The organism is Bradyrhizobium neotropicale, from assembly GCF_001641695.1.
Taxonomy (GTDB): domain Bacteria; phylum Pseudomonadota; class Alphaproteobacteria; order Rhizobiales; family Xanthobacteraceae; genus Bradyrhizobium; species Bradyrhizobium neotropicale.
This window is the reverse complement of record NZ_LSEF01000089.1, coordinates 42649-55766: the sequence shown is the minus strand read 5'-3', so window position 1 is coordinate 55766 and position 13118 is coordinate 42649. Positions and strand designations below refer to the sequence as shown.

General features: G+C 65.2%; 13 protein-coding genes. 11 read left to right on the top strand and 2 right to left on the bottom strand.

Going from position 1 to position 13118, the window contains the following annotated elements:
- The first annotated feature begins 27 nt into the window (after positions 1–27).
- Both AXW67_RS45105 and AXW67_RS28340 read left to right on the top strand, forming a co-directional pair.
- A complete protein-coding gene (locus AXW67_RS45105; RefSeq protein WP_063680538.1) occupies positions 28–411 on the top strand; it encodes a DUF1850 domain-containing protein in 384 nt (127 codons plus the stop codon).
- An 11-nt stretch (positions 412–422) separates the two neighbouring features.
- Entirely contained in the window at positions 423–1229 is an 807-nt protein-coding gene (locus AXW67_RS28340) for an SDR family NAD(P)-dependent oxidoreductase (protein ID WP_063680537.1), read from the top strand.
- 249 nt (positions 1230–1478) lie between these two features.
- On the opposite strand, the gene AXW67_RS28335 is transcribed toward AXW67_RS28340, so the two are convergent.
- Positions 1479–3023, bottom strand: coding sequence for a cation:proton antiporter (locus tag AXW67_RS28335; protein WP_063680536.1), 1545 nt, complete (start codon positions 3021–3023; stop codon positions 1479–1481).
- A gap of 103 nt (positions 3024–3126) precedes the next feature.
- On the opposite strand from AXW67_RS28335, the gene AXW67_RS28330 reads away from it, so the two are divergent.
- From AXW67_RS28330 to AXW67_RS28305, 6 genes are all read left to right on the top strand, one after another.
- A complete protein-coding gene (locus AXW67_RS28330) occupies positions 3127–3894 on the top strand; it encodes a tetratricopeptide repeat protein (RefSeq protein ID WP_063680664.1) in 768 nt (255 codons plus the stop codon).
- A 252-nt stretch (positions 3895–4146) separates the two neighbouring features.
- The gene (locus AXW67_RS28325; RefSeq protein ID WP_063680535.1) at positions 4147–5547 is read left to right on the top strand and encodes a tetratricopeptide repeat protein; all 1401 of its coding nucleotides are present in this window, start codon (positions 4147–4149) and stop codon (positions 5545–5547) included.
- 317 nt (positions 5548–5864) lie between these two features.
- Positions 5865–7775, top strand: a complete 1911-nt coding sequence (locus AXW67_RS28320; RefSeq protein WP_027552293.1) for a propionyl-CoA synthetase — start codon at positions 5865–5867, stop codon at positions 7773–7775.
- 227 nt (positions 7776–8002) lie between these two features.
- Complete coding sequence (locus AXW67_RS28315) at positions 8003–8263, top strand: hypothetical protein (RefSeq protein ID WP_035684761.1); 261 nt, start codon at positions 8003–8005, stop codon at positions 8261–8263.
- A 25-nt stretch (positions 8264–8288) separates the two neighbouring features.
- The gene (locus AXW67_RS28310; protein WP_063680534.1) at positions 8289–8495 is read left to right on the top strand and encodes a DUF6494 family protein; all 207 of its coding nucleotides are present in this window, start codon (positions 8289–8291) and stop codon (positions 8493–8495) included.
- A gap of 202 nt (positions 8496–8697) precedes the next feature.
- A complete protein-coding gene (locus AXW67_RS28305) occupies positions 8698–9441 on the top strand; it encodes an OmpW/AlkL family protein (protein ID WP_063680663.1) in 744 nt (247 codons plus the stop codon).
- Positions 9442–9680: 239 nt separating this feature from the next.
- On the opposite strand, the gene AXW67_RS28300 is transcribed toward AXW67_RS28305, so the two are convergent.
- Positions 9681–10373 carry a DUF1013 domain-containing protein gene (locus tag AXW67_RS28300; RefSeq protein ID WP_027552297.1) on the bottom strand — a complete coding sequence of 231 codons (693 nt, stop codon included), beginning with the start codon at positions 10371–10373 and terminating at the stop codon, positions 9681–9683.
- Between the two features lie 256 nt (positions 10374–10629).
- On the opposite strand from AXW67_RS28300, the gene ispH reads away from it, so the two are divergent.
- The 3 genes from ispH to rnhA are packed head-to-tail and all read left to right on the top strand — an operon-like array spanning position 10630 to position 13049.
- Complete coding sequence (ispH, locus tag AXW67_RS28295) at positions 10630–11598, top strand: 4-hydroxy-3-methylbut-2-enyl diphosphate reductase (RefSeq protein ID WP_063680533.1); 969 nt, start codon at positions 10630–10632, stop codon at positions 11596–11598.
- Positions 11599–11604: 6 nt separating this feature from the next.
- On the top strand, positions 11605–12588 hold the full coding sequence (locus tag AXW67_RS28290) for a homoserine kinase (RefSeq protein WP_063680532.1): 984 nt from the start codon (positions 11605–11607) through the stop codon (positions 12586–12588).
- Complete coding sequence (gene rnhA, locus AXW67_RS28285; RefSeq protein ID WP_063680531.1) at positions 12585–13049, top strand: ribonuclease HI; 465 nt, start codon at positions 12585–12587, stop codon at positions 13047–13049. The genes AXW67_RS28290 and rnhA overlap by 4 nt, the downstream gene beginning before the upstream one ends.
- Positions 13050–13118: the final 69 nt, after the last annotated feature.

Here is a 13118-nt window from a genome sequence, read left to right as displayed (position 1 = left end):
GCGGCCGCCGGCAGTGGTCGAGGCGGTGTGAGCCTCTGCTTTGCCACAGCGGGCGGCGTGAAGGCGCTGGCGCTGACCGCCTTCACGCTTGCCTGGACGCATTCGATCGAGAAGATCGAATGGCAGGAGGACTGGCGCGTCACGCCGGCCGGTCTCGAGCTGGTGCAGGCACGGGTGAAGGGCACGGGCGCCGGCATGGAGCCGCCGCCGCAAGCCCGGCTCGTCGACGGCTGGTTTCAGTGGCAGCCGAAACGCGCACCCATGCAGGAGGTCGTGCTCGGCAATTCCGGCGCCGCCGGCGAATGGCGGTTGTGCCATGATGGCGCCTGCCAGACATTGTCGGAGATCATCGGGCATCCGATCGGTGCTAACGTCACCAAGATGAGCATCTGCGAACAACAACAGCAATAAGGGAGACCACGATGGATCGGCTCAAGGGCAAGGTTGCGATGGTGGTTGGCGCCGGCTCGATCGGGCCGGGCTGGGGCAACGGCAAGGCGACCGCCGTGACCTTTGCGCGCGAGGGCGCGCAGGTGTTTTGCGTCGACCGCAACGGCGCCGCCGCCGAAGAGACCGCGAAGATCATCGCGGACGAGGGCGGCAAGGCGACCGCGTTCACGGCTGACGTGTCGCGCGCGAGCGAGATCGAGGCGATGGTCGCGGCGTGCCTGAAGGCTTACGGCCGTATCGACGTGCTCGACAACAATGTCGGCATCGCCGAGATGGGCAGCGTGGTCGAGGTGACCGAGGAGAGCTGGGACCGCGTCTTCAGCGTCAACCTCAAGAGCGCCTATTTCGCCATGAAGCACGTCATCCCCGTGATGGTGAAGCAGGGCGGCGGCTCGATCATCAACATCTCCTCGATCGCCTCGATCCGCCATATGGGCATCTCCTATGTCACCTACGGCACTTCGAAGGCGGCGATGAACCAGATGACCCGCACCACCGCGATCGAGTTCGCGCGCCACCATGTGCGCGTCAATGCAATCCTGCCCGGCCTGATGAAGACGCCGATGGTCGCGCATTCCGCAGGCCTCGCGTCGAGCTACGCCAAGGGCGATGTCGAAGCGATGTGGCGCGCCCGCGACGCCCAGGTGCCGATGGGCCACATGGGCGACGCCTGGGACGTCGCGAATGCGGCGCTGTTCCTGGCCTCGGACGAGTCGAAATACGTGACGGGGATCGAGCTGGTGGTGGACGGCGGGATCACGTGCAAGGCGGGGGCGTAGACGGCGCCGCATTTTCCGCCGTCGTCCCGGGGCGCGCGTAGCGCGAGCCCGGGGGCCCATAACACAGGGCGTAGTTGTGGCGCGAGACTGATAACCACGAGCCTTCGCCAAACTACTCCCTGTGGTTATGGGTCCCGGCCTTCGCCGGGACGACAGTTGAATGTGAGGCGGCGGCCAACCTCCTCACGCTGTCCCGGACAAGCGAGCGCAGATCCGGGACGACGGCGGAGTGTGTGGAGGATCGAGTGATCATCCCCCCGCGCTCAACTCCGCGCGATCGAGCTCCTCCTCGAGCCGGTGGAACGCGTCGTCGCCGATCACCTCGGTGGCGCGGAGGTCGAAGATCGATTTTCGCGCTGCCTCGATGGCGCGCAGGCGCAGCGGATCGGCGGGCAATCGGCCGTCGGCGATGCCGCCGTCGGGATCGTTCTCGGCTTGCATCAGGATCGCGCGGTATTCGAGCCGCAGGATCTCCGCCTCCTCCGAGGGATCGTCGTCGATCGCATCGAGCGCGGCGCGATAGGCAACCGCGCGGGCGCGCGCGACCTCCACGCCGACGGGATCGTCGTCCTTGAGGCCGAAGGCCAGGATCAGCGGCCGCAGCGTCAGGCCCTGCACGACCAGCGAGCCCAGCACCACCGCAAAAGCGATGAAGACGATGAAGTCGCGATGGGGAAAGTTTTCCGGCAGCGCGAAGGCGGTGGCGAGCGTGACGAGGCCGCGCATGCCGCACCAGGAGATGATGAGGCCGCCCTTGGGCGAGGCGACCGCCTTCGGATCTTTCGGATGATAGAGGTCATGCGTGATCAGCACGCGCAGCGTCGTGCGATAGAACGTCACCCAGGCGAGCCGCACCAGGATGACCGTGAGCAGGATCCAGGCCGCCGCCACGCAGTATTCCCAGCGCACGTCCTGATCGAGCCGCGACCAGATCGGCCGCATCTGCATGCCGATCAGCATGAAGGCGAGCACGTTGAGCACGAACACCATCGTCTCCCACACCGCATAGGACGGCACCCGCAGCCGCGCCGGTATCCGCGCCGGCGCCGTGCGCGCGATCGTGATGGCGTAGACCACGATGGTGAGGATGCCGGACAGCCCGAGATGCTCGGCAGTGATCCAGATCAAGAAGGTGGTTGCGAACTGGACGATGATCGCGCTCGGCGCCTCGGTGACGCGCTCCAGGAACAACGGGATGATGCGGGCTGCGAGGAGACCGGCGAGGACGCTGCCGACCAGCCCCAGCGCAATCGTCGGCGCGACCTGGCTCCACTTCAGATGCTCGATGGCGACCGCGCCGACCGCGATGCGATAGATCAGGAGCGCGCTCGCGTCATTGAGCAGGCTTTCACCCTCCAGCACCTTCACCATACGGTGGGGCAGCTTCACCTGGCTCAGGATCGCGACCGCGGCCGCGGCATCCGGCGGCGCCACGATCGCGCCGAGCGCAATTGCGGCGGCCCAGGGCATGTCCGGCACCAGCCGGTGCGCAACATATGCCACGCCGACCGTGGTCAGGCCGACTGCGGCGACGACCAGGGTCGAGACGGGAACCCAGTTTTTGCGGAGGTCGCGCAGCGAGGTGTCGTAGGCGGCATCCAGCAGCACCGGTGCGACAAAAAGAGCCAATGCCAAATCGGGCTCCAGCGTCCAGGACGGGCTGTTCGGCACGAAGGCGATCAGGGCGCCGCCGATGGCGAGAAAGGTCGGGTAGGGGACCTTGATCCGCCGCGCTGCCGCCGATAATGCAACGGCGCCGAGCAGCAGCGCGATGACCCATTCGAATGTCGACACGACGAAGCCCCGAGATAGTTTGAGCGATGCTACAGGCTAGCATCAATCCGGCCGTATAATGGACAATATGGCGACAAGGCGAGACATTCCGATCACGAAGACGATGCGCGCTTGCGTTCTGATTCAATGGCTCGGTGCCGCCGCGTTGTTCGGCGCACTGTCTGTCGGTCCGGCCCATGCCGCCACCGGCGGCGAGCCGGTTGCCGTCACGCCGGTCGATATCGCGCCGTGCCTGGCTGCGGCGGCCGCCGATGACATGGACAAGGCAACGTCGGCCTGCGCTGATGTGATCGACAACGAGAAGACGGCCAAGCCGGACCTCGTCAAGGCGCTTGCAGCGCGGGCCGCGCTCTATGCGCGCCACGACCAGATCGACCGTGCGATCGCCGACGACAGCCGCGCATTGCAGCTCGATCCCACGCTCGCCGACATCTTCAATGCGCGCGGCGAGCTGTGGCTGAAGAAGGGCGACCGGCCCAAGGCCGTGCACGATTTCGGTGCGGCGCTGAAGCTCGATCCGAACCACGAGAAGGCCAAGGCCAATCACAAGGCGATCGCCCGCGAGCTCGAGCGCATCGGGGCGCAGATGGCGGTCGCCGGCAAGCCCAGCTTCAACTGCGCCCGCGTTCGCCGTGCCGTCGAGAAGGCGATCTGCGCCAATCGTGAGCTCGCCGATCTCGACCGCGAGATCTACGCCTTGAACGCGCGCGTCATCCGCGAAGCGCGCGGCCCGACGGAGGCCAAGGTGCTCCAGCGCGAGCAAGACGAGTTCATCGCCCGCCGCAACGCCGAGTTTGGCCGGCCGGGTTATGACCTGAAGAAAGCGATGCAGGACCGGCTGCAACGGCTGAACGGGGTGGATGGGTATTGAGGATGTCTTCGCCTCTCTCCCCGCGTGCGGGGAGAGGCCGGAATTTGCGAGAGCAAATTCCGGGTGAGGGGAGGTCTCCGCGATTCCAGCTCTCACCGTCCCCGCGGAGGCTCCCCCTCACCCCACCCTCTCGCGGCAGGCGGGGAGAGGGAGTGCGAAGGGCGATCCGCCCCTCACGGGAGGTCGCGGCTTGAACCGAACCCTGCGTCACCGCGACAATGGTGTGAAAACCTGATGTCACGGAGCTTTCTCATGTGCGGCACGCAGTCTTCCGCGCAAATGCCCTCTCTTGCGATGCGCAGACTGCGCGCCTGCTTCCTCGGCGCGGCCATGAGCCTTCTCCTTGCTGGTCCTGCCGCCGCGGCCGACGGGGAAACAGGTGTCAACTGCGCGTCCGGCAGCAAGGCCGAGCCGACCGACCTGATTTCGGCCTGCAGCACCATCATCGACCAGACCGCAAATCCAAATGCCGATCGCGCCGCGGCGCTCGTCGTTCGTGCCGACGCCAACGCTCGAACCTCCGGCGGTCAGACCGCAGCACTGCGGGACCTCGACCGCGCCATCGCGCTCGACGGCAGGAATGCGCGTGCCTGGCGTTCGCGCGGCGACCTCCTGCGCCGCGCCGGTGGTGATCTCAACCGTGCCGCTTCCGACCTCAGCAAGGCGATCGAGTTCGATCCGCAGGATGCCGAAGCCTATGAGCTACGCGGCGTCGTCTACATCAATCAGCGCAGGCTTGACCGCGCGCTCGCCGATTTCGACCAGGCGATCAAGCTCAAGCCGGACTACGCGCAGGCCTGGTCCGACCGTGGCGTGACCTTCCATCTCGGCGGCGACAACGAGAAGGCAATCAAGGATTTCGACGAGGCGCTGCGGCTCGATCCGAAGCGGCCGCGCACCTACACCAATCGCGGGAATGCCTACAAGCAGCTCGGGCAGCTCGACAAGTCGGTCTCCGACGACAGCGAGGCGATCAAGCTCGATCCGAAGGTGCCGGAATATTACGACAACCGCGGTCTCTCGCTCGCCGCGATGGGCGAGTACGACAAGGCGATCGCCGATTACGACCAGGCGCTGCGCCTCGCACAGCGGCCGAACTTCTTCACCAACCGCGGCGATTCCTACCAGCTCAAGGGCGAGCTTGGCGCTGCGCTGAGCGACTACGAGGCTGCGCTGAAACTCGATCCGAATTTCGCGCAGACCTATAACAACCGCGCGGTGCTCTACAAGAAGATGGGCGAGCGCAGGAACGCGCTGGCCGATTACGAGACCGCGCTGCGGCTCGATCCCGGCAACGAGAACGCCGCCGGCGGCCGCCGCACCATGATGGCAGAGATCGCAAAATTCGGCGACGAGTCGGAACGCCCCCTGGCCACGAATTCCGGCAACGGGCCGTCGTTCGATTGCGCGACGGCGAGGCGCGAGGTCGAGAAGGTGATCTGCGCCGATCCGCAGCTCGGGGTGCTCGACCGCCAGATCGCCGAGACCTATGAGCGCGTGCTGAAGGCGGCGAATAAACGCTCGGCGAATGACCTGCGCAAGAGCCAGCGCGACTTCCTCGCCACCCGCAACGCCAGCTTCGGCCGTCCGGGGTATGATCTGAGAAAGGTCATGCAGGATCGCCTGCAGCGGCTGAACGCGATGGAGAGCTGACGAGCGTTCGACGGTCGCGGTCTTCGCCTCTCCCCGCCTGCGGGGAGAGGCCGGAACCTGCCTAGCAAATTCCGGGTGAGGGGGACCTTCCGCGAGTCCAGCTTTCATCGTGATTGCGGATGCAGCCCCTCGCCCCGACCCTTTCCCCGTAAGAATGGGCAGAGGGAGACAGTACATCCTCCTTTTCAGCTTGAACCGCGGCCCGTTCCCGGGAAAATACCCGTCAAACAAGGCTGGCACTTGATCCGGGTCATGGCGGGACGGCTGTCCTGTCACAAGGTCGAGGCCAGGCAAATAAAGGGAACGGGAGCGCGGGTATGAACGTCCAGGGTAAGAGCAGGTATCACGAGGTGTATGCGCGCTCGCTCGCCGATCCCGAGGGGTTTTGGGCCGAGGCTGCCAGGGAGATCGACTGGATCGAGGCTCCGAAAAAGATCTTCGATGCCACCCAGGGGACCTATGGCCGCTGGTTCACCGGCGGCATCGTCAACACCTGCTACAACGCGCTCGACCGTCACGTCGAACGCGGCCGCGCCGACCAGGTCGCGCTGATCCATGATTCGCCGCTGACGGGCAGCACCAGGAAATTCACCTATGCCGAGCTGCTCGCCGAGGTACAGGCGCTCGCCGCCATCATGCAGGATTTCGGCGTCGCAAAGGGCGAGCGCGTCCTCCTCTATATGCCGATGGTGCCGGAGGCCGTGGTGGCGACGCTCGCCTGCGCCCGTATCGGCGCGGTCCACAGCGTGGTGTTCGGCGGCTTCGCGGCCAAGGAGCTCGCCACCCGCATCGACGATGCCCAGCCCAAGCTGATCCTGTCGGCAAGCTGCGGCATCGAGCCCGGTCGCATCGTGCAGTACAAGCCGCTGCTCGACGAGGCGATCAGGCTTGCCAGCAGCAAGCCGAAGGCGTGCATCATCCTGCAGCGTCCCCAGCTCATTTGCGATCTGACGCCGGGGCGCGACTACGACTGGGCGAGCCTGCGCCGCAAGGCGATCAATGACGGCAAGCGCGCGCCTTGCGTGCCGGTCGCCGCCACCGATCCGCTCTATATCCTCTACACTTCGGGCACGACGGGCATTCCCAAGGGCGTCGTGCGCGACAATGGCGGCCATCTCGTCGCGGTGAAATGGTCGATGTTCAACCTCTACGGCGTCAAGCCCGGCGAGGTCTGGTGGTGCGGTTCCGACATCGGCTGGGTCGTCGGGCACAGCTACATCATTTACGGGCCGCTGCTGCACGGTGCGACTTCGATCATGTATGAGGGCAAGCCGGTCGGCACGCCCGATGCCGGCGCGTTCTGGCGCGTGATCTCGGAGCACAAGGCGGTGGCCTTCTTCACCGCGCCGACTGCGTTTCGCGCGATCAAGAAGGAGGATCCGGAGGGGAGGTTCATCCGGCAGTACGACCTCTCCAAATTCCGCACGCTGTTCCTCGCCGGCGAGCGCGCCGATCCGCCGACGGTCGAATGGGCCGAAGCGCAGCTGAAGGTGCCGGTGATCGATCACTGGTGGCAGACCGAGACCGGTTGGTGCATCGCCGGCAATCCGGTGGGCCTCGGCATGCTGCCGGTGAAGCACGGCTCGCCGACCGTGCCGATGCCGGGCTACCAGGTCGACGTGGTGGATGAAGCGGCCAAGCCCGTCGACGCCAACACCATGGGTTCGATCGTCATCAAGCTGCCGATGCCGCCGGGCTGCCTGCCAACGCTGTGGAATCAGGACGAGCGGTTCAAGGAGGCCTATCTCACCGAATTCCCCGGCTACTACAAAACCTCCGATGCTGGCTACAAGGATGAGGACGGCTACGTCTGGGTCATGGGCCGCACCGACGACATCATCAATGTCGCCGGCCATCGCCTCTCGACCGGCGGCATGGAAGAGATTTTGGCCTCGCACCAGGATGTCGCCGAATGCGCCGTGCTCGGCATCAAGGATGCAATCAAGGGCGAGGTGCCCTGCGGCTTCCTGGTGCTCAAGGCGGGCGTGAAACGGCCGCCTGCCGAGATCGAGAAGGAGATCGTCGCACTAGTGCGCGACAAGCTCGGCCCCGTGGCCGCCTTCAAGCTCGCCATCACCGTCGGCCGCCTGCCGAAGACACGCTCGGGCAAGATCCTGCGCGGCACCATCAAGAAGATCGCCGACGGCGAGCCCTGGGCGATGCCGGCCACGATCGAGGACCCCAAGGTGCTCGACGAGATCGGGGACGCGTTGAAGGGGCGGGTGTGAGGTTTGACCTGTCATTCCGGGCCGCGCTTGCGCGGTCCCGTCGCATCGCCCCGGAATGACAACCTCACGGGGCTTGAATAGGCCGCATTTTTCCGCTCAACCCTTATCCTGAGGAGCGCGCTTAGCGCGCGTCTCGAAGGATGAAAGGCCCCGCTGCTGCATCCGGGCCTGCATGGTTCGACACGCCCGCTGCGCGGGCTCCTCACCATGAGGATGAAAGGCCTGCCATGAATTCGAAGCCGTTTCTTGCGATTGTGTTTGCGGGCCTCATTCTCTCCGCGTGCTCGGCACGCTACCAGACGCCGGTGGCGATGGGTGGTGACGACGACGATGCGGTCTGCCAGAGCCGCGGCTACGCGTCCGGTTCGCCCGAATACGTCGCCTGCCGCAAGGATCGCGACGTCCAGCGCAACGCCGCCACCGCCCGCGCCGACCGCCGCCAGCGCGACCTCGGCGAGTACATGCTGAACCACCCGGAACGGCCGTGAGCCGCCCCGGTCGACGGAGGCCGTCATGAACGAAGACCAGTTCAATACCAGCCTGCGTAAATTTCTGAAGCAAGTCGGTGTCACCTCGCAGCGCGAGATCGAGAAGGCCGTGCGCGACGCGATCGCGGCGGGCCGGATCACGGGCCATGAGAAGCTCAACGCGAAGATGGTGCTGACGATCGACAGCGTCGGACTCGTCCACGAGATCGACGACACGATCGAGCTGGGCTGATTTGCCGTTCGCGCGAGCCGCACGTTGACGGCTCCCGCGCCATTCGCTCGCATTCGCGTTCATCGTGACGCATCTGCAACGCCGCGGCCAAATTGTGGCGCGCGTCGCCTGATTTGATCGGCATCAAATCCTTCTCCATCCCCTTTCTGCTCTGACGCGCATGTCGCGCAACGAAGCGCGGACATGGCTGAAGGGGAATGCAATGCAAAGTACGATAAGAAACCTGGCGCGGCTCGCGACGCTTGGTGTGGTGGTTGCGGGGACTATTGTGTCGGCGGAAGCCGCCGACCTGCCGGTCTACAGGAAGGCGCCGCCGGTGGAAGCCGTCAATCCCTGGATGATCCGCCTGCGCGCGCTCGGTGTCCTGCCGGATGCCAGCGGCAGCAGCGTCAATGTCGCGGGCGTTCCGTCGCTTTCCTCGCCGAATTCGGGTCTGTCGATCAGCGACCAGGTCGTACCCGAACTGGACATCAGCTATTTCTTCACGAACAACATCGCGGCCGAACTGATCCTCGGCGTGACGCGTCATTCGATCACCGGCACCGGTTCGCTCGCCAGCCTGCCGATCGGCAAGACGACGCTGCTGCCGCCAACGCTGACGCTGCAATATCACTTCGACAATTTCGGCGCGTTCAAGCCCTATGTCGGCGCCGGCGTGAATTACACCGTGTTCTTCAACAACTCGGCCGCCAATGTGCCGGCGGCCATCGCCGGGCCCCGCGCGATCGTCGCCACCACCACAGGCCTGCATGTCAGCAACCAGTGGGGCGCGGCCGTGCAGTTCGGCTTCGATTACATGCTCGATCGCCACTGGGGCCTCAACGTCGACGTGAAGAAGCTCTGGCTGCGGCCGGACTACACCGCGACGGTCTCTGGGCTGCCGGTGAGCGGCACGGCGCATATCGACCCGTGGCTGGTCGGTGGTGGTGTGACGTATAAGTTCTGAGGTTGGGGGAGGGCACGGTGCTTCCCCAACGTCGTCCTGGCGGGCGTACCGAACGACGAATCTTCGCCAAACTACTCCCTTGGGGTAATCGCGACGAGCGCAAGCGCTCGCGCGGAGGTCCTGGCTTTCGCCAGGACGACCCCGGAGGGCGTGGCGTGCTCCGTTGTTCAGCGGCTGACAAAACAAAAACGCGGCGGGGTGCCCGCCGCGTTCAAATCGATCGAAGAGAGACTTGAGGACTACTCCTCCTCGTCCTGCTTCTTGCCGCCGAGCGTCTTGAGCTTGGCGAACACGGCGTCGACGTTGAGGTCGTCGCTCGATTTCTCGGAGGGCTCGAACTCGTCCTTGCGGGTGGTCTCGGAGGCGGGCAGCAGCGTGGCGCCGCCATAGGCTGCGTCGATCGGCTTTTCCTTGGCCGCGCGCTGCACCTCGAAATCGAGCTCGATCTGCGAGCAGAGGCCGAGCGTGACGGGGTCGATCGGCGTCAGCCCGGCGGTGTTCCAGTGGGTGCGGTCGCGCACGCTGGCGATCGTGCTCTTGGTCGTGCCGACCAGGCGCATGATCTGGGCGTCCTTGAGCTCGGCGTGGTTGCGCAGCAGCCAGAGGATCGCGCTCGGGCGCTCATGGCGGCGCGACACCGGGGTGTAGCGCGGGCCCTTGCGCTTGGGCTGGGGTGGCAGCACCACCTTGCTCTCCTGGAGGCGGAGGCGGTAGTCGGGATTCTTCTCGCCCTTCTCGATCTCCTCGCGGGTCAGCTGGCCGTTGGAAAGGGGATCCATGCCCTTGATGCCCTGGGCGGCGTCGCCGTCGGCGATCGCGCGCACCTCGAGGGGGTGCATCTTGGTGAAATCGGCGACCTGGTCGAAGGTCAGCGCCGTGTTATCGAGCAGCCAGACGGCAGTCGCCTTGGGCATCAGAGGTGCGTTGCTCATGGCAAATCTCCTTTGTGCTTCGCCCACCCCTTTGGAGGCGAAACCGGTGGTCATCAGCGATGACGGGAATTAACCCCTATATAAGCCGCCGGGGGGCAATTACGCAATGGTTCTGCTATAGATAGTGCCTTGACAGCGCCCGAAAGGGGGCCCAAGTCCCTGTAAAGTCCGAGCAGACCGTACCTAAGCCCTATTCAATCCATCGACCACGCCCCGGCCTTTTGCCCGAGGGGTGATTCGGTCCCGAGATCGCTTCATGTCAGCAAAACCAGACCTCAAGATCGTGCTTTGTTCTCCCCGCGGCTTCTGTGCGGGCGTGGTGCGGGCCATCGACACCGTGGAACGGGCGCTCGATAAGTACGGCGCCCCGGTCTATGTTCGCCACGAGATTGTGCACAACAAATATGTCGTCGACGGGTTGAAGAAGAAGGGCGCCATTTTCGTCGAGGAACTGGCTGAAATCCCGGAAAACACCACCGCGCCGGTGGTGTTCTCGGCCCATGGCGTGCCGAAGTCGGTTCCTGCCGACGCCCAGTCCCGCAACCTGTTCTCGCTGGACGCGACCTGCCCGCTGGTGACGAAGGTCCACCGCGAGGCCGCGATCCACTTCAAGCGTGGCCGCGAGATCTTCCTGATCGGTCATTCCCATCACCCCGAGGTGGTCGGCACGCTTGGCCAGCTTCCGCCCGGCGCCGTGACCCTGATCGAGACCGCCGAGGACGCCAAGACCATTACACCGAAGGACCCGAACAACATCGCCTTCGTGACCCAGACCACGTTGTCGATTGACGACACCGCGGAGATCGTGGCGCTGCTCAAGGAGCGCTTCCCGAACATCAACGGGCCGCACAAGGAAGACATCTGCTACGCCACCACCAACCGCCAGCTCGCAGTGAAGAAGGTGGCGCCGGTGGTGGATGCGCTGATCGTGGTCGGTGCGCCGAACTCGTCGAACTCGCAGCGCCTGCGCGAGGTCGCCGAGCGCGAAGGCTGCAAGGTCGCCGTGCTGGCGCAGCGCGCCGCCGACATCGACTGGAGCAAGTTCGGCAACATCACGAGCCTCGGAATCACCGCGGGCGCATCCGCGCCCGAAGTGATCGTCGAGGAGATCATGGACGCCTTCGCCGAGCGCTATACGCTGCATGTGGAGACGGTCTCGGCCGCGGAAGAGAACGAGTTCTTCCCGCTGCCGCGCTCGGTGCGCCCCGAAGCTGCTGCCGAGTAGCTCTTTATGGCGGTCTACACCGACGTCGCCGCCGACGAGCTTGCGGAATTCTTGAATCAGTACGATCTCGGCGAATTGCTCTCCTACAAGGGCATCGCCGAGGGCGTCGAAAACTCCAACTTCCTGCTGCATACGAGCAAGGCCTCGTTCATCCTCACGCTCTACGAGAAGCGCGTGGCGAAGAACGATCTGCCGTTCTTCCTCGCGCTGATGACGCATCTCGCCGAGCACGGCATCAACTGTCCGCTGCCGGTGAAGGGCAGGGACGGTGAGGCGCTGCGCGAGCTCGCAGGGAGGCCCGCGGCGATCATCACCTTTCTCGAAGGCGTCTGGCCGCGCAAGCCGAACGCCGCGCATTGCGCCGGCGTCGGCGAGGTGCTGGCGAAGATGCACCTGGCCGGCGCCAACTTCGCGGTTCGGCGCGCCAATGCGCTCTCCGTCTCCGGCTGGCGCCCGTTGTTCGATCAGGCCGCCGTCCGTGCCGACGAGGTGCAACCGGGCCTGCGTGCGTTTCTCGCCGCCGAGCTCGACCATCTCGAGAGCGGCGTCTGGCCGACGCAGCTGCCGGAGGGCGTGATCCACGCCGACCTATTCAACGACAACGTCTTCTTTCTCGGCGACCAGCTCTCGGGGATCATCGACTTCACCTTCGCCTGCAACGACATGCTGGCCTATGACATCGCGATCTGCCTGAACGCCTGGTGCTTCGAGGCCGATCATTCCTTCAACGTCACCAAGGCGCGCGCCTTCCTGAATGCTTACGGTCGCGTGCGAAAGCTGACCGAGGCGGAAGAGGCCGCGCTGCCGCTTCTGGCGCGCGGCGCCGCGATCCGCTTCCTGCTGACGCGGCTGGTCGACTGGCTCAACGTGCCGCCCGGTGCGCTGGTGCGCCCCAAGGATCCCCTGGAATATGTCCGCAAGCTGCGCTTCCACCAGAGCGTCTCGAGCGTGCGCGACTACGGGCTGATGCCGTCAGGACTCGTCGCGTGAGCGAACTTCCCAACGTCACCATCTACACGGACGGCGCGTGCTCGGGAAATCCCGGGCCCGGCGGCTGGGGCGCGATCCTGAAGTTCGGCGACAAGGAGAAGGAGCTGAACGGCGGCGAGCGCCACACCACCAACAACCAGATGGAGCTGATGGCGGCGATCTCGGCACTCGAAGCCCTGAAGAAGCCGTGCACGGTCGATCTCTACACCGACAGCCAGTATGTCCGTCAGGGCATCACCGGCTGGATCCATGGCTGGAAGCGCAACGGCTGGCGCACCGCCGACAAGAAGCCGGTCAAGAATGTCGAGCTATGGCAGCGCTTGGATGCCGCGCTGAAGCAGCACGAGGTGCGCTGGCACTGGGTCAAAGGCCACGCCGGGCATCCCGAGAACGAGCGCGCGGATCAGTTGGCGCGTGATGGGATCGTGAAGGCGAGGTTGCAGCAGAGGGTGACGGAGTAGGTCTTCATCGCCACCATGTCTTCAGGCGTCATCGCCCGGCTTGACCGGACGATCCAGTAGACCGCGGCG

What these genes read in the sequence shown, in the direction of transcription:
- AXW67_RS28340 (WP_063680537.1), top strand. Translation starts at nt 423, where the DNA reads ATGGATCGGCTCAAGGGCAAGGTTGCGATGGTGGTTGGCGCCGGCTCG.
- AXW67_RS28330 (WP_063680664.1), top strand. Translation starts at nt 3,127, where the DNA reads ATGCGCGCTTGCGTTCTGATTCAATGGCTCGGTGCCGCCGCGTTGTTC.
- AXW67_RS28325 (WP_063680535.1), top strand. Translation starts at nt 4,147, where the DNA reads ATGTGCGGCACGCAGTCTTCCGCGCAAATGCCCTCTCTTGCGATGCGC.
- AXW67_RS28320 (WP_027552293.1), top strand. Translation starts at nt 5,865, where the DNA reads ATGAACGTCCAGGGTAAGAGCAGGTATCACGAGGTGTATGCGCGCTCG.
- AXW67_RS28315 (WP_035684761.1), top strand. Translation starts at nt 8,003, where the DNA reads ATGAATTCGAAGCCGTTTCTTGCGATTGTGTTTGCGGGCCTCATTCTC.
- AXW67_RS28310 (WP_063680534.1), top strand. Translation starts at nt 8,289, where the DNA reads ATGAACGAAGACCAGTTCAATACCAGCCTGCGTAAATTTCTGAAGCAA.
- AXW67_RS28305 (WP_063680663.1), top strand. Translation starts at nt 8,698, where the DNA reads ATGCAAAGTACGATAAGAAACCTGGCGCGGCTCGCGACGCTTGGTGTG.
- AXW67_RS28300 (WP_027552297.1), bottom strand. Translation starts at nt 10,373, where the DNA reads ATGAGCAACGCACCTCTGATGCCCAAGGCGACTGCCGTCTGGCTGCTC.
- ispH (WP_063680533.1), top strand. Translation starts at nt 10,630, where the DNA reads ATGTCAGCAAAACCAGACCTCAAGATCGTGCTTTGTTCTCCCCGCGGC.
- AXW67_RS28290 (WP_063680532.1), top strand. Translation starts at nt 11,605, where the DNA reads ATGGCGGTCTACACCGACGTCGCCGCCGACGAGCTTGCGGAATTCTTG.